The sequence below is a fragment of the Cloacibacterium caeni genome (assembly GCF_907163125.1).
In the GTDB taxonomy this organism is placed as follows: Bacteria; Bacteroidota; Bacteroidia; order Flavobacteriales; family Weeksellaceae; genus Cloacibacterium; species Cloacibacterium caeni_B.
The window spans coordinates 2,810,068-2,827,904 of the sequence record NZ_OU015319.1 but is presented as its reverse complement, the minus strand read 5'-3'; the positions used below and the strand labels follow the sequence as shown (position 1 = coordinate 2,827,904).

Sequence of the window (17,837 nt, the reverse complement as noted above, 5' to 3'; positions counted from 1 at the left end):
GGCTTTCTTATTTTATCTGTTTTTTAGAAAAATCCAACCCGTTCTGGTATAATGTCCATCAATTTCCATAACATACCAATAAGTTTCTGAAGGTAATATTCTTCCGTTATATAGACCATCCCAATTGAATTTTAAAACATCTTCCGCCATAAAAACTTGAGTGCCATACTTATCAAAAATTTTAAGTTTCACATTAGAGAAAAACTCAATATTAGAAACCCTCCACACATCATTATAACCATCATGATTAGGCGTAAAAGCATTTGGAATAAAAAGTACCGCCGAAGTAGCAACCGCAGTACAACTATTGGTTTGAGATTTTACATAAATCTGATAAATCCCAGCATCCAAATTTTTAAAAATATTAGAAGTTTGCCAATTTACATTGTCTAGAGAATACAAATAAGGAGGATTACCATTTTCTGCTAAAATTTCTAGAAAATTCTCCCGTGCTATAATCTGCATTTACTACCAACATATTTCCATAAGTTCCAGAGGGATCATTGGTATGATCTAATGAATTTTTCCAACCCCAAGGTAAATATTCCGTAGTATTTGAAATCGTATAATAACCATCATTGGGTGGCATTACTGACGAATAAATATAATTGGTAAATGCTGGAGATACCAATGCTGGAGAAACCGTCTGATAAGAATTATTTACCCTCCCAAAATCTTCTACGAAAATTGGAGCTCCGAACGAACCTCCACATGTTTGAGAAATTACCCTTACTGAAAAACAAAGAATTAGAAATAAAAGGAATTTAAAGTACTTTTTTTCACAAAACCTCAATTTTTTGGAAGGATAAAATTAGGGATTTAAAATTAAAAATCCCGAAAATAAATTTCGGGATTAAAAAGTTGATTTTTATGATTTCTTTTTTGCTTTTATCATCATTTCCAGCATATCCCACATTTCTTGTGGAATTTGTTCTAGCATATTAAATTCTCCAGCACCTTGCAACCATTCTCCACCATCTATGGTTACTACTTCTCCGTTAATGTACGCTGAATAATCAGAAACCAAATACGCCGCTAAGTTTGCCAATTCTTGATGTTCTCCCACTCTTCTCAATGGCACTTTTTTTCTCATATCAAATTTTTCGGCTAAATCTCCCGGCAATAATCTTTCCCAAGCTCCTTTTGTAGGGAATGGACCCGGCGCAATTGCATTAAAACGAATATTGTATTTCGCCCACTCTACAGCTAAACTCCTGGTCATCGCTAAAACTCCTGCTTTTGCACAAGCTGAAGGAACTACATAAGCAGAACCCGTCCAAGAATAAGTGGTGACAATATTAAGTACAGTTCCCGGAATTTTATTATCAATCCAATATTTTCCTACAGAAAGTGTACAGTTTTTGGTTCCTTTCAAAACAATATCCAAAATAGAATCAAAAGCAGAATGCGTCAATCTTTCGGTGGGTGAAATAAAATTTCCCGCAGCATTATTGAGCAAAATATCTATTCTACCAAATTCTTTAATCGCAGCTTCTTTCATAGCTTCTACTTCGTCCCAATTTCTTACATCGCAAGAAACACAAAGTACTTTACCGCCAGTTTCTGCTTCTAATTCTGCGGCAGTTCCTTGTAATTTTTCTAAATTTCTAGAAGTAATCACTACTTTGGCTCCTAATTGAAGAAAATATTTGGTCATGGCTTTTCCCAAACCACTCCCACCACCAGTAACGATGGCTACTTTATCTTTTAATGCGTTCTCTTGAAGCATCGGTTGCGTGTACATATTCATGACAAGTCTTGTTTAAAATTATTGCTTAAAAGTAAGCATTTATAAAATTCCGAGAAAAAAATCTATTATGTAAAGAAGATAATTCACAAAAAAAGACCGCAAAATTGCGGTCTTTTCTAAAAATATTTTGAAAGTTTCTAGTATCCGAAAATTTCTTCTAAAGAAAGTTTTTTTACTTCTCCTAGTTTTTTCATATCGTCCATAGACACTCTTTTTTCAGAAGCTACAATTGCATACGTGTAAGGTTTTCCTGAGAAATAATTCTGGTGGAATTTCTTAACATCTGCCATCGTAATTTTATCTACTGTTTCGTACATTTTCTTTCTAATGTCATCAGTAAGACCTAAATTTTTAGCGTTTAAATAGTTGTAAATGATACCATCTTGAGTAATTCTCTCTGTCTGAATATCTTTTTTCACTTGATTTTTAGCCAAATCTAAATTTTTAGGCAATTCTGGCATTTTGGTTAGCAATTCATTCATAGCAACCGTAGCATCATTAAATTTATCTGCTTGAGAACCTACATAACCTAATAAATAGTAATCTTGGTCTTTTTTCTGTGGTTGCACATAATATCCGTAAGTACTGTAAGCTAAAGCTTTACTTTCTCTGATGGTTTGGAATACTAAACTTCCCATACCTCCACCGAAATAGTTATTGAACACATTCACCATCGTAGTTTTTTCTGGGTTGTAAGTTTCTGTATTTCTAATCCATCTGGTTTCTGCCTGAACCATATCATAATCTGCAAAAAGCACTTGATTTTTAGCAGGAACTTCTTGTTTGAAAGTTTTTGCTGGAGCTGCTACTGCAAAATTTGCAGGAACTTGGTGCAATGTTTTCAACTGAGAAACAACGTTATAAACAGGAGTTGGTCCGTAATAAATTACTGTTTGCTCATAATTATTAAGGTTTTTAATTCTGTCTACTAATTCTTGAGCGGTTACCGCATTCAGTTCTTCATTGGTCAAAACATTGTTGAATTTATTTTCTGAACCATAAAGCGCATAACTTGTTAAACCTTGTAAAATAGCACCTTTGTTGGCTTTAGCATCTTTTCTAGCTTTGTTTAATCTAGCTTTAAGTGCTGCCAAAGCTTTATCATCTGCTTTTACATTATTTACCACTTCTTCGTACAATTTCACTGCATTTTCGAAGTTTTCTTGCAAACCTTCAATACTTACCGTAGTGTATTCTTCTCCTGTAGAAACATTAAAACTACATGCAATTTTGTAGAATGCTTTAGAAATTTCTTCGGCAGTCATTTTATCAGTTCCTAAAAACTGAATGTATTGAGAAGCTAAACCTTGTTTTTTATCATTCAAAGAACCGATTTTGTAACGATAGCTTAATCTGAAAATATCATTGTCTTTGTTCGGAACGTAAAGTACTTCTGCTTTTCCTAATTTAGATTTCTGAATATCTTTTTTGTAATCTAAGAAAACTGGTTTCGCAGCAGTTGCAGGCATTTCATTTATTGTTTTCACAAATGAAGACTGTTTATCTGGATTGGTTTCTACTGGTGTAATTGATGGTTTTTCAATTTTTACAGTTGCAGGAGATTCTCCTTTTCTTTTCAAAACAGCTACATAATTGTCGCCAAAATATTTATTGGCAAAAGCTACGATGTCTTCTTTTTTAATTTTAGACAAATCATTTACATACGCAACTTGGTCTCTCCAATCTAGTTCAGAAGTGAAAGCATCCATCAAAACACTAGCTCTATCACCGTATTTTTCGGTTTCGTAGATTTTGTTTTTCTTGATGTTATTGATGATAGAAGTGATAAGTTGGTCATCAAAATTTCCTTTTTTAAGGTTTTCGATTTCATTTAATACTAAAGCTTTTACATCTTCTAAACTTTGGCCAGAAGTTGGCGCAGCAGAAAGATATAAAATTCCATAATCAATTAATGAATAGGTGAAAGCTGAAGCTCTCAATAATTTTTGTTTTTTAACCAAGTTCAAGTCTAATAAACCCGCTCTTCCGTTGGTTAAAATTTGACCAACTAAGTCAGCTAACAAAGCATCTTTATCTTTATTTCCAGGCAATCTGTAACCGATGGTTAAATTTTCTGCATCTGGACCTACAATTTCTTTTACAATTGGTGCTGTAATCGCATCTTCTGGTTGGAAAGTGTATTTATCAAATGGTTTTGGTTGCATGTAAGAAAACGCTTTGTCCACTTTTGCAATTACCTCATCTGGATTAAAGTCACCAGAAAGGATAATTCCCATGTTATTAGGAACGTAATATTTATTAAAATACTTTCTGATTTCTATTAACGAAGGGTTTTTAAGGTGTTCTACAGTACCAATAGTTGTTTGTAAACCGTAGTTATGCTTTTGGAAAAGATTAGAGAATAAAGTTTCAGAAACTTTTCTCCCGTCATTATCTAGCGTTCTATTTTTTTCTTCGTAAACCGCTTCTAATTCAGTATGGAAAATTCTCAAAACTGGATTTCTGAATCTTTCTGCCTGTACTGCTAAATATTTATCTAAAGAAGCACTAGGAACATCATCTGTATAAACGGTTTGTTCAAAACTGGTGAAAGCATTGGTTCCTTGAGCGCCCATTGCAGACATCATTTTGTCGTACTCGTTTGCAATTGCATATTTTGCAGCAACTCCAGAAACAGAGTCTATTTTTTTATAAATGGCTTTTCTTTGAACTTCGTCTTTAGTAGAGTTATACTGTTCGTATAATGCGTCAATTTTTTCTAATTCTACTTTTTCTTTAGACCAATCTAATGAACCGTATTTATCAGTTCCTTTGAATAACATGTGCTCTAAATAATGCGCCAAACCAGTATTGGTTGCAGGATCTGTTTTACTTCCTGCTTTGATGGCAACATACGCTTGGATTCTAGGATCCTTATTCGTAGGACTTAAAATAACAGTTAAACCATTCTTTAAAGTGTAAAAACGAGCTTTCGCAGGGTCATTGGTTACATATTTATACGTGTAACCGCCACTCGAAGCTTCTTTCCACTGAAACTGGTTTTGGGCAAAAGCAACTACAGAAACTAATACTGCAGCAAATGCCAAAGTAAGCTTTCTAATCATATTGAATTAATTTTTTTCTATTAGACGCAAAAAATGCAAAAATGTTTCTTAAATATTCAGATTTTTTGAAAAGGAATGATTTTATCTTTCAAAAAGCAATCTTTCTCCGTGTTTTTCAGGAGAAACTTTACCATTTTCATAAGCCAGAAAACCATTCACGAAAGTATGTGTAATTTCTGAATGAAAAGTCTCGTTTTCTAGTGGACTCCAACCACATTTTGAGAGGATATTTTCTTTAGAAACTGTAATTTCTGCATTTGGATTAATGATTACCAAATCTGCTTTGTACCCTTCTTTCACATAACCTCTTTTTTCAATTTCGAATAAAATAGCAGGGTTATGACACATTTTTTCAACTACTTTTTCTAAAGAAATCTTGCCTTTTTTGAAATATTCAAACATAACAGACAAAGAATATTGAACCAAAGGCGCACCAGAAGGACATTTTAAATATTTGTTGGATTTTTCTTCCAAAGTATGCGGAGCATGATCGGTTGCAATAATATCAATTCTATCATCTAAAAGTGCTTCCCAAAGTCCATTTTTATCCGTTTCTGTTTTTACAGCAGGATTCCATTTGATGAGAGAACCTTTGGTTTCATAATCTTCGTTGGTAAAATGAAGGTGATGCACACAAACTTCAGCGGTGATTTTTTTTTCTTTTAACGGAATATCATTTCGGAAAAGCTCCATTTCTTTTGCGGTAGAAAGATGATAAACATGCAATCTCGCGCCAGTTTTTTTGGCGAGTTCTATTGCTTTTGAACTTGAAAGATAACACGCTTCTTCGCTTCTAATTAAGTGATGAAATTTCACAGGAATATCTTCTCCGTATTGTTCTTTATAGATTTCTGTATTTTTTCTGATGGTCGCTTCGTCTTCACAATGCACACAAATCGGCATTTTTACTTTAGAGAAGATTTCTTCCAAAATTTCGGGATTATCTACCAACATATTTCCTGTGGAAGAACCTAGAAAAAGTTTAATGGCCGCTACATTTCTTGGATTGGTCTTTAGAATTTCTTCTAAATTATCATTGGTTCCGCCCATCGAAAAAGAATAATTGGCGTAAGATTTATCCGAAGCAATTTTGTATTTTTCTTCTAAAAGTTCTTGCGTTACCGCATTGGGAACGGTGTTCGGTTGTTCTATAAAACTGGTTACTCCACCAGCAATTGCAGCTTTTGATTCGCTTTCTATATCGCCTTTGTGCGTTAATCCCGGTTCACGAAAATGCACTTGATCATCAATTACTCCAGGAATTAGGAATTTTCCTTCAGCGTTAATGATTTTATCTACATTTTCTTCGGAAATAGTTGAGGAAATTTTTGCTATCAAATCATTTTCAATCAATACATCAGATTTAAAAATCTTTCCTTCGTTTACGATTTGAGCGTTTTTGATTAGGGTTTTCATTTTACTTTTAGATTTTTACAAATTTAATTTAACTTTTGAGTAAAGCCAAAGAAATTTAGGTTTTTGTGAAAGTGTAAAAGTTCAATTCTAAGGTTTATGAAAAATTCGTAAATCTAAAATCCCAAATCCCAAATCTTATAGTTATTTTTGCATTCTAAAAACGCTAAAAAATTGTATAAAAAACTATTTGGACAAACCGCCATTTATGGTTTAAGTTCAGTATTAGTAAGGATTTTTCCTTTTCTTATCGCTCCTATCGTTACACGAGCATTTGGGCCAGCTGCATCTTCACCATTTGTAGATTGGTACTCTATTGCTGGAGTTATTACGGTTTTTTTAACGCACGGAATGGAAACTTCATTCTTTCGTTTTGCGCAAGAAGATGATATTGACAAAAAAACCTTAATTTCTACTACTGCACTTAGCATTCTTTCGGTAGGGTTCATTTATTTGATTTTAGGTTATGTTTTCAGGCAAGAATTAGCGAACGCTTTTGAAACGCCAGACCAAGTGAATTTTTTGGTCATTTTCTTATTTATTTTATCTTTTGATGCGTTTTCTACTATTCCTTCAGCAGTTTTAAGATTAGAAGGAAGACCTATTCAATATATGCTTTCTAAAGTAATCGGTTCATTGGTTTACTTTTTTTTAGTGGTATTTTTCATCAAATGGTTGCCTAAATTTCCACAGGGAATTCTTGGGCTAAAATACAATCCAGAAATTGGGGTAGGTTACGTTTTTATTGCTAATTTGGTTCAAAGTATTGTCACTTTAGCGATTGTAGGCAAAGAATTTGTGAATTTCAGCATCAAAAAATTTGATTTTCAACTTTGGAAAAGAATTATGAATTATTCGTGGCCAGTAATGATTGCAGGGTTGGCTGGAATTGTAAATCAAACGCTTGACAGACAATTTCTTAAATACTTACTTCCTGATAAAGAAGCGCGCCATCAGATTGGAGTTTATGGCGCTGTTTACAAAATCGCCACTTTTATTACGGTTTTCAGACAAGCTTATCAATTAGGCATTGAGCCTTATTTTTTCAGCAGTTTCAAAGATAAAAACAATCATAAAACCTATGCAGTTTTAATGGACGTTTTTGTAATTTGTAATTGCTTGATTTACATGGGATTGATGGTCAATCTTCAATGGATTTCAGAAAAATATTTGAGAAATCCACTTTACTACGAAGGCATAGAAATTATTCCGATGGTGATGTTAGGTGCTTTATTTTTAGGGATTTACCTTAACCTTTCTATTTGGTACAAACTTTCAGACCAAACTAGAGTTGGTTTATATATTTCTATCATCGGAGCAGCAATTACAGTGCTCATTAACGTTCTTTTTATTCCAGAATATGGATATTGGGCAAGTGCAACTGCTGCATTAGTAACGTTTACGAGTATGATGGTAATTTCCTACATTTGGGGAAGAATAAAATATCCTATTCCTTATAACACGGGAAAAGTAATCCTTTATCTCGTCATTTCGGTTTCACTTTCTATGATTTCGTTTTACTATTTTAGAACCAATTATATTGTAGGAAACTTATTTTTAGCATTATTCATCGGTTTTGTAGCCTTTAAGGAACAAGCCATTATCAAAAGAATTTTAAAAAGATGACCATAAAAGTAATCAACAAATCAAAACACGCTTTACCAAAATACCAAACTGCATTTTCTGCAGGAATGGATTTATATGCTAATATTTCTGAACCCATCACGCTGAAATCTTTAGAGAGAAGATTAATCAGTACAGGTTTATTCATTTCACTACCAGAAGGTTACGAAGCACAAGTAAGACCTAGAAGTGGTCTTGCCCTAAAAAACGGAATTACGGTTCTGAATACCCCAGGAACAATAGACGCTGATTATCGTGGAGAAATTGGAGTAATTTTAGTAAATTTATCGGCCGAAGAATTTACCATCAATGACGGTGACAGAATCGCTCAAATGATTATTGCTAAACACGAAACCGCAACTTGGGAAGAAGTAAACACTTTAGAAGAAACAGAACGCGGAGAAGGTGGTTTTGGCAGTTCAGGAGTCGCAAAAAAATAACAATTAAAAACACAAATAAATTTAAATTCAATAGACTATGAAAATTATAGTTCCAATGGCAGGACGTGGTTCTAGATTAAGACCACATACACTTACCGTTCCTAAACCATTAATTCCTATTGCAGGAAAACCAATTGTTCAAAGATTAGTAGAAGATATAGCAAAAGTAGCTGGTGAAAACATAGATGAAATAGCATTTATCATAGGAGATTTCGGACCAGAAGTTGAACAATCTTTGATAGAAATTGCAGAAAAACTAGGAGCAAAAGGAAGCGTTTATACGCAAGACGAACCTCTAGGAACAGCTCACGCTATAAAATGTGCAGAACAATCAATGCAAGGAGACGTAGTCGTAGCATTTGCTGATACCCTTTTCCGTGCTGATTTTAAATTAGACACCAATTCTGATGGGGTAATTTGGGTTAAAAAAGTAGCTGATCCATCTGCTTTTGGTGTTGTAAAATTAGATGATTATGGTTTCATCACAGATTTTGTAGAAAAACCACAAACTTTCGTTTCAGACTTGGCTATTATTGGAATTTATTATTTCAAATCTGCAGAGAATCTAATGAATGAAATTAATTATATTATGGAAAATGATATAAAACAAGGTGGTGAATATCAACTTACTACTGCATTAGAAAACCTTCGCCAAAAAGGAGCAAAATTCTCTCTAGGAAAAGTAGATGATTGGATGGATTGTGGAAATAAAAATGCTACCGTAGAAACCAATGGTAAAATCCTTCAATACGAAAAAGAAACATTTGCAAATTTCCCAGCATCAGCAGAAATAGAAAACAGTCTTATCATTCCGCCATGTTTTATAGGGGAAAATGTAAAAATTAAAAATTCTAAAATCGGGCCTTATGTTTCTTTAGGAAACGGAACTTGCGTAGAGAATTCTAATATAGAAAATTCTTTGATTCAAGAGAAAACGGTCATCAATCATGGTAATTTAAGCAACTCTATGATTGGAAGTCACGCACAGTACTTTGGTGTTTCTAGAGAAATTTCCTTAGGAGATTATTCGGTGTTAGATTTCTTATCAAAAGGAAATGATTAATCCACTATAAATCAATAAATTAACTAAACCACACAAAACATTTTGTGTGGTTTGGCGTTAAAATTGTAATGTTCTTCCACAAGTAACATTTACAATCATAAAATATGAAAAATTATATACTTATCCTTATTTCATCATTAGCTTTATTATCTTGTAAAGCTAGAAAAACCGTAGAACAAGCTCCTGCTCCTGCAGAAAATGTAAGTTCTAATAAAGCTTTTTTCGAAACAATTACTAAAAAAGATGCTTTTGAGAGTTTAAAAATCACCAGCAAAGTAAATGCGGAGACAGACAGATTTATCCCAACTATTGATGGAACATTTTACATAGAAAATGACCAAAAAATTTGGGCAAATTTCTCATTCCTTTTTATGTCTCAAGCAAGAGCCAATATTACTCCTGCTGGAATCAAAGCCTACGAAAAGATAAATAAGACGTATATTGATTCTAATTTTGACTATATCAACAATCTTTTGAAAGTTAATTTCATAGATTACAGAGCTTTACAAAATTTACTTTTGGGTAAAACCTTTATTCCTGTCAATGAAAAAGATTATACTTTCTTGCAAAATGAAAATGGTTATTTGCTGAATTCTGCTAAAAACCAAATTATCACGGTAAATGGCAAAACCAGTGAATACAAAACTTCACTAGAATATACTCCTGAATTGACTTTGAAAAAGGTATTTTTACAAGATATTAAAAACAATAATAGCCTAGAAGTGAGCTATAATGATTATGAAATTTTAGGTTCACAAAAACTCCCAAAAAGTGTTAAAATAATTATAAAAGCACAGAAAACAGACCAAATTTTAATAGAAAATACGAAATTTGAATTTTTGAAGATGGAAACTCCTTTTTCCATTCCTACTAATTATACAAAGACAGAAATTAAATGATGCATAAGAAACTGAGTTTATTATTAGGATTACTAGCCTTTAGCATTTTCTTTTCTCAACAAGGAAGAAAAGAACAACTGCAAAAACAAAATTCAGAGCTAAAAAAACAAATTGCTGCCATTAATGCTACTCTTGCCAAAGCTAGAGGAGAAGCAAAATTATCTCTTGCTTACCTTAATGATGTCAATAAAAAAATTGCGCTCCGAGAAAAAGTTTATAATAACACTCAGAAAGAGAAAAGATTCATAGAAGATGACATCTATCTCCGTCAGTTAGAAATCAATAAACTTAACCGTGAACTGAAAGTTCTTCGTAAAGAATATGCTGATATTCTTGTAAAAGCATACAAGAACAAAGGTGTTCAAAACAAAGTTACTTTCATTCTTTCTTCCAGAGATTTAGGAGAAGCATTGAGAAGAGTTCAATACATCAAGCAATACGGAGAATATCAAGATAAAAAAGCAGCTGAGATTAATCAAAAAGCTACTCAAATCAAAAAATCAATCGGTTTAAAGCAAAAATCTGTAAAAGAAAAAGAAAACCTTCTTAATAAGCAAAAACAAGAACTCGCTGTAATTCAAGTAGAAAGAAAACAAAAAGAAGTACTTCTAGAAGAATTTAAGAAAAACGAGGCAAAACTGGTAGGAGAACTTAGGACTAAACAAGCCGAGAATAAAAAGGTAGAAAATGCCATCAGAAATCTCATCAATGAAGAGATAAAAGCGGCCAAAGCTAAAGCTGAAGCAGATAAAAAAGCAGAAGCAGAAAGAATAAGACTAGCAAAAATTGCAGCTGAAAAAGAAAAAGCAAAAATAGACGCTGAGAATAAAGCGAAAGCTGATGCTCTTGCTCTTGCGAAGAAAAAAGCAGAAGAAGAGGAAAGAAAAGCCACAAAACTTGCCCGTGAAAAAGCAGAAGCAGAAAGAGTTGCCAAAGAAAAAAATGATGCCGAAAAAATAGCAAAAGCAGAAAAAGAGAAAAAAGAGTCTGAAGAAAAAGCAAATGCTGCCAAAGCAAAAGCTGATGAAGCTAGAAATGCATCAAAAGCATTAGCAGATAAAACAGATAAAGAAAAAGCAGCTGTAGAAGAGAAAAAAATGAAAGACTTCGGAGTGGGAGCAATTACCGCAGGAAGTAACTTCGCAGCAAATAAAGGAAAAATGTCTTTCCCTGTTCCTTCTGGTCAGGTTACCGAACGATTTGGCAGACAACCGCACCCAGTTTTCAAAGGAATTACTATTGAAAATAACGGAATAAAAGTGGTAGTTCCAAACGGAACGAGAGCAAGATGTGTATTCCCAGGTGTTGTGAGCAACATTTTGGTAAGTGGTGGCGCAAAAACTGTATTGGTTAAACATGGAGACTACTTCAGCATCTATGGAAACTTGGACAATGTAAACGTTGCCAAAAACCAACAAGTCTCTGCAGGAACCACCATTGGAAGCATCGGAACTGATTTTGATGGAAATTTTGCACTCGATTTTCAAATTTGGAATGGAGCCAATCCAGTTAATCCATTAGATTGGGTTTCGTATTAAAAAATCCTTACCTTTGTAAAAATTTTCAAAAATGATTTCACCAATTATTATACTATCACTTTCTTGGCAGCATATCCTAATTGTTGCTATCGTACTTTTATTACTTTTCGGAGGTAAAAAAATTCCTGAATTAATGAGAGGAGTTGGTAGCGGAATTAAAGAATTTAAAGACGCTGTAAAAGAAGACGAAAAAAAACCAGAAGATAAATCTCAAAATCCTTCTTAACATGTCTTTTACCGCACACGCTTGGAATATCTTCAACAAATCTGTTGAAGATTATCATTTACATGATAATGTAGACTTTCCTATCAATAATCCATTCGAAAATGGCAGTTTGGAACATCTTTTGTATACTAAGAATTGGATAGATACCGTACAATGGCATTTAGAAGATATCATTAGAGACGAAAATATTGATCCGGTAGAAGCACTACAATTGAAAAGAAGAATTGATGCTTCTAACCAAAAAAGAACTGATTTGGTGGAATATATTGACAGTTATTTTTTTCAAAAATATCAAAATATTACGCCTAAACCAGAAGCTAAAATCAATACAGAAACAGTAGCTTGGGCAATTGATAGATTTTCAATTCTCGTTTTGAAAGTTTATCACATGAACCAAGAAGCTACTAGAGAATCTGCTACAGAAGAACATAGAGCAAAATGTACAGAAAAACTCAATGTACTCCTAGAACAGAAAAAAGATTTAAGCCAAGCGATTGATCAATTACTTTTAGATATAGAAAACGGTGATGTTAAGATGAAGGTATACAAACAAATGAAAATGTATAATGACGAAAGTCTTAACCCTATCCTTTATCAAAAATCTAATTCATAAAAATGAGAAATACAATAAATTTACTTTTCGCCTTGCTTCTATTGACTTCGTGCTCGGTAGAAAAAGTAAATTTATCTCCTTTGTCTAATAGTTTTTCGAGTTATTCTACCCAAACTAGTTTTTCTGAACAGACATATAAATCTATGGAAAGGGTGAATTATCTCTCAGAAATCACCAATACGCTTACAGAATTTCCAGTTTTTAAAAATCAAAAACTCAATGCAGAAATTTATAAAATGAAACTGCATATTTCTGATTACATTTATTCTATCAAACAGAATAACAAGGCGGAACAAACTAAGGCTTATAAAAATTACACCAATTCTTATAAAACGATTCAGACCTTAAAAACAAGTCTTCCAAAAGACGATTTAGAATTACTGAATAGATATTTGGCTAAAATCAAAACAAACATTAGTCTTATAGATTCTTTCGATAGTACAGAATCTAAGTAAATCTTATCTTTACATAAAAAATTAGATGATAACATTACAGGCAGAATCATTAGTTCCTACCGATTTTGGAAACTTTAGAGTAATGGCTTTTTCGGATAGTGAAAAAGACTGGATGCCTCATATTGCTTTGGTTGCAGAAAACACAGATTTTTCTAAACCTATCAATGTTCGTTTTCACTCAGAATGTATTACTGGAGAAGTTTTCCATTCTAAAAAATGTGAATGCGGTCAGCAATTAGATGCAGCCATGAAATTTATTCAAGAAAACGGAGGCATCATCGTTTATCTTCGTCAAGAAGGTAGAAATATTGGCATTATCAATAAGCTCAAAGCTTATGCTTTACAAGAAAAAGGATTAGATACCGTTCAAGCGAATCTCCAATTAGGTCTTCCTGCAGATGATAGAGATTTTAATGTAGCAATTGAAATTTTAAAATTATTAGACGTAAAAGAAATCAATCTTCTAACGAATAATCCTGATAAAATAAAATTCGTAGAAAACAGTGAAATTCATCTCAATAAAAGAATTCCACTTCAGATGGAAGCCAATGAAAACAGCAAAGAATATCTGAAAACTAAAAAAGAATATTTCGGGCATCTTCTAGATGACGAAACAGAAAAATAAAAAAAACGCTTCGAGAATTTCGAAGCGTTTTTTAGTATCTATTTGAAATTATTTAAAGTTTAATTCCGCTTTCTAGAGCCAGAGTCATCATGGTTCTAAGAGCAGTTTCTCTTTGATCTGCAGAAATTTCTTCACCTGTTGGAATAATATCTGAAACCGTCAAAATCGTTGCTGCATTTTTCCCTAAATGTTTGGCATTAGCAAAAAGTGCGAAAGCTTCCATTTCTACTGCTGGACAATTATATTTCTCTGCAATGGCAGGAATTCCTGGTGTTTTTCTGTAAAAAACATCACTGGTGTGAATATTAGCTGCTTTAGTTTCAAGAGCTAATTCTTTAGCCGTTTCATTAATTACATCAAAGGCTTTTCCTTGGTGATACATGATTTCTTCATCCATTTCCCAAGCAAATTTAGCATAAGTAGATTCACTTGCTGCTCCATCTACATTAATCAGGTCAAAAACATTAAGATCTGTAGTATAACCACCACAAGTCCCAATTCTGATAATGGTATCTACATCATATTCTGTAAATAATTCGTAAGAATAAATCCCAATACTTGGCACTCCCATTCCACTCGCTCCTACAGAAATTTCTTTTCCTTTATACAAACCTGTAAAATAAAATATATTTCTGGTCTTGCTTACCAATTTTACATCTTCTAGAAAATTATCTGCGATGTATTTAGCTCTTAAAGGATCTCCTGGCTGTAATACCGTTTTTGCAATTTCGCCTTTTTTGGCACTGATGTGAACACTCATAATTTTAATTTTAAAAGGACAACAAAGGTAAGAACTTTTTATGGGAAAAAAATCTGATTTTTATTAACCAACAAAAAATCCCAGCAATTCATTTTGCTAGGATTTCTTTTTTGTAAAAAATTAATATATGGATGGTTTTGAATGATTTAGTGATTATTTTGGTTCTTTTAAGTTAAAATATTTCACTACCGCATTATAATCCTCGTAATTTACTTGTGAGGCAGTTCTATTTGCTCTAGAAGCTGGAACCAGTACAATTCTAAACGTTTGATTGTTAAGATAAGTAGCTCTTTCTGTACTTGTCATGGTAGATTGGTCAAAATTAGCTTCGGTTCTTACTTGAACTCTTTTTGTATCAAAAATAAAGTTGTAATCTAATTCTCTGTTATCGCTCAAGTAAAAAGTTTTAGGTAAAAGTTGCCAAATTGCACTTGCTGAGCTGTTAGAATTGATATTTCTATACACCAAAACTACATCAGAAGAAGGAATATCAATCGCTTGATCTAAGGCATAATTATTAGTAGAACTAAAAGTTCCCGTTACATCCTTCATCACAGGATACGTATCATTATCTTGAATATCTCTATCTACTACTTCGTTCATTTCGCAGCTCATCATCAATAATCCTCCGAAAATCGCAAGAACCATTAAAGTAAAATATTTTTTCATATCAGTAATTATTTGTTGGTTAATGGTTTTTACATTCCAAGTTGCGTGCCAAAATAAATTTTTAACTTTATTGTTTAATTTTCATCAAAGATTTAAAGCATTTAAAATGAAAAACACAATCATCGTTTTCTTATTGATTTTCAGCACAAAACTATTCGCTCAAACTGAAAAATTTTATCAAATTAATGGCGTAGAAAGAAAAGCACTTTTTTTTGAGCCCAAAATAAATTCAGAAAAAATTCCAGTGGTTTTTGTTTTTCACGGTCATGGTGGAAATGCGAAACACGCCAGTAGAAATCTTAAATTTCATCAAAATTTCCCCGAAGCGTTAGTCATTTATATGCAAGGAATTCCCGGAGTTACCAATTCTATTGTAGACAAAGAAGGAAAATACAACGGTTGGCAAATGAATCCAGACGAATTACAAAACCGAGATGTAAAGTTTTTTGATGAAGTTTTTTCTCAAATTTCTAAAAATCACAACATAGATTTAGACAGAACTTATGCAGTCGGACATTCTAATGGTTCTAGATTTGTAAATGTTTTATGGAAAATGCGACCAGAAAAATTTGCTGCATTCGTTATTGTTGCTGGTCCTGGTGGAAATTGGCTAAAATCTGCACCACAAAAATCTGTTTGGATCAGTTTTGGAAAAAATGATAAAATCGTGCCTTATAAAATTCAAAAATTCTCTTCCAAGCAATACTTAAAATTCTTTGAAGCCAATGAAAACACAGCACAAACAGAAGGCGAAATAACCGTTTATCAAACTTCTGAAAACAAAGAAATTATCATAGAAGACCGAAATGCAGGACACGAATTTCCACAAAATTCTATTCCAAAAATGGTAGAATTCTTGAAAAGAAATCACAGATAATTGGTTCAAAAAAGGCTAAACTCTAAGCATTTTCTTAACTTTTAATGATTTAAAATTTTAGAAATACATTATTTCTATAGCAATCACAAAAATATGTTTGTATTTTTGTTGAATAACATTGTATTTATGAAATTCATCAAAAATATACTCACTTATTTATTCATTTTAATTTTCGCCAATCTTTCGGCACAATATTTCCCCAAAAACGCTCCAAAAAATTTAGAGCAAAAAGCCGAAAAATATGCTGATTCTCTGTATCAACAATTGTCTTTAGACGAAAAAATCGGGCAATTATACATTGTAGCTTTGTACAACAATCGTGGAGAAGAAGAAGTTCAGAAAATTAGAAATTTGGTAGAAAAAGAAAAAATCGGTGGATTGATTCTCATGCAAGACAACGCAGAAAAACACATCCAATTACTGAATGAATTTCAAGGGAAATCTAGAGTAAAAATGATGATTGGCATTGATGGAGAATGGGGATTGTTCCAAAGATTTCCTGCTGCTCATAAATTTCCATGGGCTATGACTTTAGGAGCTATTCAAGACAACTCTCTCATTTATGAAATGACTTCTAAAATAGCCGAGGACTGTAAAAGAATGGGTATTTATTGGGATTTCGCGCCCGTTGTAGATGTGAATACCAACCCTTCAAATCCTATTATTGGCAACAGAAGTTTCGGGTCAGACATCAATAATGTGATTGCGAAAGGTTTAGCTTATGCACAAGGTTTACAAGACAATGGTGTTCTCGCTTCTATGAAACATTTCCCTGGTCATGGCGATACAGATACCGATTCTCATTTAGATTTACCAGTGGTTTCGCACAATTTGGAGCGACTCAATTCTGTGGAATTAGCTCCTTTCAAAGCTTTGCTTGATAAAAAAATTGGCGGAGTTATGGTAGCGCATTTATATGTTCCTGCTCTAGAAAAACAATCGGGAATTCCTGCTTCTGTTTCTTATGAAGTCATTACCAATTTGCTCAAAAAATCTTATCAATACAATGGTTTAATTATTACTGATGCTTTGAATATGAACGCTGTAGCGAAAAAATTTCCTGCAGGTGAATTAGATTTGAGAGCTTTCAAAGCGGGAAATGACATCATGCTTTTTTCACAAGACGTTCCGAACGGAAAAGCTTTGATAAAATCAGCTTTAGAAAAAGGAGAAATCTCCGAAAACCGTCTCGCAGAAAGTGTAAAGAAAATTCTGAAAACCAAATATTTATTAGGACTTCAAAATTTAAAATCCATAAACTCTGAAAATATTAATGAAGATTTAAACAACGCTTCTCACGCAGAACTTTCAGAAAAATTATATTCCAACGCAATAACTTTATTGAAAGACGAAAAAAATCTTTTGCCTTTAAGTTGCACCGAAACCTATTATTATCTTCCTTTGGAAGAAGCGCCGTTTCAGAATTTTATAGAAAATTTAAATTTAGGAACTACTGTAAAACTCATTTCAAAAAATGAAATTGCTCAAATTCCAGAAAATTCTACGGTGATTGTTGGTTTTCACAAAGACAATTCTACGGCTTACAAACCGTACAAAATTTCGCAAGAAAGTAAAAATATTTTAGCAGAATTAAACAAAAAACAAAATGTAATTTTAGACGTTTTTGGTTCGCCTTACGCTTTGAAAGATGTTGATATTTCTAAAATTTCTACGGTTTTGGTAAGTTATGAAAACAATGATTTGTCTATGAAAGCTTCTGCAAAAGCACTTTTAGGAAAAACAAAAATTTCTGGAAAGTTACCAGTTATTGTCAATGAAAATTTAAAAGCAGGAAGCGGAATTGAGAAATAAAAAAAGTTT

At 32.8% G+C, this 17,837-nt stretch carries 18 protein-coding genes; 11 read left to right on the top strand and 7 right to left on the bottom strand.

Going from position 1 to position 17,837, the window contains the following annotated elements; all coding sequences use genetic code 11:
• Window positions 1-12 precede the first annotated feature (12 nt).
• The 5 genes from KKQ79_RS13150 to KKQ79_RS13130 all read right to left on the bottom strand — a co-directional run bounded on the left by KKQ79_RS13150 (window position 13) and on the right by KKQ79_RS13130 (window position 6,231).
• Window positions 13-465, bottom strand: a complete 453-nt coding sequence (locus tag KKQ79_RS13150) for a T9SS type B sorting domain-containing protein (RefSeq protein ID WP_213190525.1) — start codon at window positions 463-465, stop codon at window positions 13-15.
• Entirely contained in the window at window positions 413-793 is a 381-nt protein-coding gene (locus KKQ79_RS13145; protein WP_213190524.1) for a hypothetical protein, read from the bottom strand. The genes KKQ79_RS13150 and KKQ79_RS13145 overlap by 53 nt, the downstream gene beginning before the upstream one ends.
• Before the next feature lie 75 nt (window positions 794-868).
• Entirely contained in the window at window positions 869-1,750 is an 882-nt protein-coding gene (locus KKQ79_RS13140; protein ID WP_213190523.1) for an SDR family oxidoreductase, read from the bottom strand.
• Between the two features lie 137 nt (window positions 1,751-1,887).
• Window positions 1,888-4,815, bottom strand: coding sequence for a M16 family metallopeptidase (locus KKQ79_RS13135; protein ID WP_213190522.1), 2,928 nt, complete (start codon window positions 4,813-4,815; stop codon window positions 1,888-1,890).
• An 81-nt stretch (window positions 4,816-4,896) separates the two neighbouring features.
• A complete protein-coding gene (locus KKQ79_RS13130) occupies window positions 4,897-6,231 on the bottom strand; it encodes a dihydroorotase (RefSeq protein ID WP_213190521.1) in 1,335 nt (444 codons plus the stop codon).
• Window positions 6,232-6,402: 171 nt separating this feature from the next.
• Here KKQ79_RS13130 and KKQ79_RS13125 point away from each other — a divergent pair, with 171 nt between their 5' ends.
• From KKQ79_RS13125 to ribA, 9 genes are all read left to right on the top strand, one after another.
• The gene (locus KKQ79_RS13125) at window positions 6,403-7,854 is read left to right on the top strand and encodes a lipopolysaccharide biosynthesis protein (protein WP_213190520.1); all 1,452 of its coding nucleotides are present in this window, start codon (window positions 6,403-6,405) and stop codon (window positions 7,852-7,854) included.
• Window positions 7,851-8,291, top strand: a complete 441-nt coding sequence (gene dut / locus KKQ79_RS13120) for a dUTP diphosphatase (protein ID WP_213190519.1) — start codon at window positions 7,851-7,853, stop codon at window positions 8,289-8,291. The genes KKQ79_RS13125 and dut overlap by 4 nt, the downstream gene beginning before the upstream one ends.
• A 37-nt stretch (window positions 8,292-8,328) precedes the next feature.
• Window positions 8,329-9,354 (top strand): sugar phosphate nucleotidyltransferase, encoded by a 1,026-nt coding sequence (locus tag KKQ79_RS13115; RefSeq protein WP_213190518.1) that lies wholly within the window; start codon window positions 8,329-8,331, stop codon window positions 9,352-9,354.
• A 104-nt stretch (window positions 9,355-9,458) separates the two neighbouring features.
• Window positions 9,459-10,253 (top strand): lipoprotein insertase outer membrane protein LolB1, encoded by a 795-nt coding sequence (gene lolB1, locus KKQ79_RS13110; RefSeq protein ID WP_213190517.1) that lies wholly within the window; start codon window positions 9,459-9,461, stop codon window positions 10,251-10,253.
• Window positions 10,250-11,791 (top strand): murein hydrolase activator EnvC family protein, encoded by a 1,542-nt coding sequence (locus tag KKQ79_RS13105; protein ID WP_213190516.1) that lies wholly within the window; start codon window positions 10,250-10,252, stop codon window positions 11,789-11,791. The genes lolB1 and KKQ79_RS13105 overlap by 4 nt, the downstream gene beginning before the upstream one ends.
• Window positions 11,792-11,822: 31 nt before the next feature.
• On the top strand, window positions 11,823-12,017 hold the full coding sequence (locus KKQ79_RS13100) for a twin-arginine translocase TatA/TatE family subunit (RefSeq protein ID WP_069800625.1): 195 nt from the start codon (window positions 11,823-11,825) through the stop codon (window positions 12,015-12,017).
• Window position 12,018: 1 nt separating this feature from the next.
• Entirely contained in the window at window positions 12,019-12,630 is a 612-nt protein-coding gene (locus KKQ79_RS13095) for a DUF4254 domain-containing protein (RefSeq protein ID WP_213190515.1), read from the top strand.
• A 2-nt stretch (window positions 12,631-12,632) separates the two neighbouring features.
• Window positions 12,633-13,085, top strand: a complete 453-nt coding sequence (locus KKQ79_RS13090) for a hypothetical protein (RefSeq protein ID WP_213190514.1) — start codon at window positions 12,633-12,635, stop codon at window positions 13,083-13,085.
• Window positions 13,086-13,110: 25 nt separating this feature from the next.
• On the top strand, window positions 13,111-13,710 hold the full coding sequence (gene ribA, locus KKQ79_RS13085) for a GTP cyclohydrolase II (RefSeq protein WP_069800620.1): 600 nt from the start codon (window positions 13,111-13,113) through the stop codon (window positions 13,708-13,710).
• Window positions 13,711-13,762: 52 nt separating this feature from the next.
• Here the strand turns inward: ribA and deoD are convergent, their stop codons facing one another.
• On the bottom strand, window positions 13,763-14,470 hold the full coding sequence (gene deoD, locus KKQ79_RS13080; RefSeq protein ID WP_104794162.1) for a purine-nucleoside phosphorylase: 708 nt from the start codon (window positions 14,468-14,470) through the stop codon (window positions 13,763-13,765).
• Between the two features lie 153 nt (window positions 14,471-14,623).
• Window positions 14,624-15,139: a hypothetical protein gene (locus KKQ79_RS13075; RefSeq protein ID WP_213190513.1), complete on the bottom strand. Its 516-nt coding sequence runs from the start codon at window positions 15,137-15,139 to the stop codon at window positions 14,624-14,626.
• 106 nt (window positions 15,140-15,245) lie between these two features.
• On the opposite strand from KKQ79_RS13075, the gene KKQ79_RS13070 reads away from it, so the two are divergent.
• Entirely contained in the window at window positions 15,246-16,016 is a 771-nt protein-coding gene (locus KKQ79_RS13070; protein ID WP_213190512.1) for a CE1 family esterase, read from the top strand.
• Between the two features lie 126 nt (window positions 16,017-16,142).
• Window positions 16,143-17,828: a glycoside hydrolase family 3 protein gene (locus KKQ79_RS13065; RefSeq protein ID WP_213190511.1), complete on the top strand. Its 1,686-nt coding sequence runs from the start codon at window positions 16,143-16,145 to the stop codon at window positions 17,826-17,828.
• Window positions 17,829-17,837 lie beyond the last annotated feature (9 nt).

Coding starts and splice junctions, on each gene's coding strand:
- KKQ79_RS13150 (WP_213190525.1), bottom strand. CDS start 465: ATGCAGATTATAGCACGGGAGAATTTTCTAGAAATTTTAGCAGAAAAT.
- KKQ79_RS13140 (WP_213190523.1), bottom strand. CDS start 1,750: ATGAATATGTACACGCAACCGATGCTTCAAGAGAACGCATTAAAAGAT.
- KKQ79_RS13135 (WP_213190522.1), bottom strand. CDS start 4,815: ATGATTAGAAAGCTTACTTTGGCATTTGCTGCAGTATTAGTTTCTGTA.
- KKQ79_RS13130 (WP_213190521.1), bottom strand. CDS start 6,231: ATGAAAACCCTAATCAAAAACGCTCAAATCGTAAACGAAGGAAAGATT.
- dut (WP_213190519.1), top strand. CDS start 7,851: ATGACCATAAAAGTAATCAACAAATCAAAACACGCTTTACCAAAATAC.
- KKQ79_RS13115 (WP_213190518.1), top strand. CDS start 8,329: ATGAAAATTATAGTTCCAATGGCAGGACGTGGTTCTAGATTAAGACCA.
- lolB1 (WP_213190517.1), top strand. CDS start 9,459: ATGAAAAATTATATACTTATCCTTATTTCATCATTAGCTTTATTATCT.
- KKQ79_RS13105 (WP_213190516.1), top strand. CDS start 10,250: ATGATGCATAAGAAACTGAGTTTATTATTAGGATTACTAGCCTTTAGC.
- KKQ79_RS13100 (WP_069800625.1), top strand. CDS start 11,823: ATGATTTCACCAATTATTATACTATCACTTTCTTGGCAGCATATCCTA.
- KKQ79_RS13095 (WP_213190515.1), top strand. CDS start 12,019: ATGTCTTTTACCGCACACGCTTGGAATATCTTCAACAAATCTGTTGAA.
- KKQ79_RS13090 (WP_213190514.1), top strand. CDS start 12,633: ATGAGAAATACAATAAATTTACTTTTCGCCTTGCTTCTATTGACTTCG.
- ribA (WP_069800620.1), top strand. CDS start 13,111: ATGATAACATTACAGGCAGAATCATTAGTTCCTACCGATTTTGGAAAC.
- deoD (WP_104794162.1), bottom strand. CDS start 14,470: ATGAGTGTTCACATCAGTGCCAAAAAAGGCGAAATTGCAAAAACGGTA.
- KKQ79_RS13075 (WP_213190513.1), bottom strand. CDS start 15,139: ATGAAAAAATATTTTACTTTAATGGTTCTTGCGATTTTCGGAGGATTA.
- KKQ79_RS13070 (WP_213190512.1), top strand. CDS start 15,246: ATGAAAAACACAATCATCGTTTTCTTATTGATTTTCAGCACAAAACTA.
- KKQ79_RS13065 (WP_213190511.1), top strand. CDS start 16,143: ATGAAATTCATCAAAAATATACTCACTTATTTATTCATTTTAATTTTC.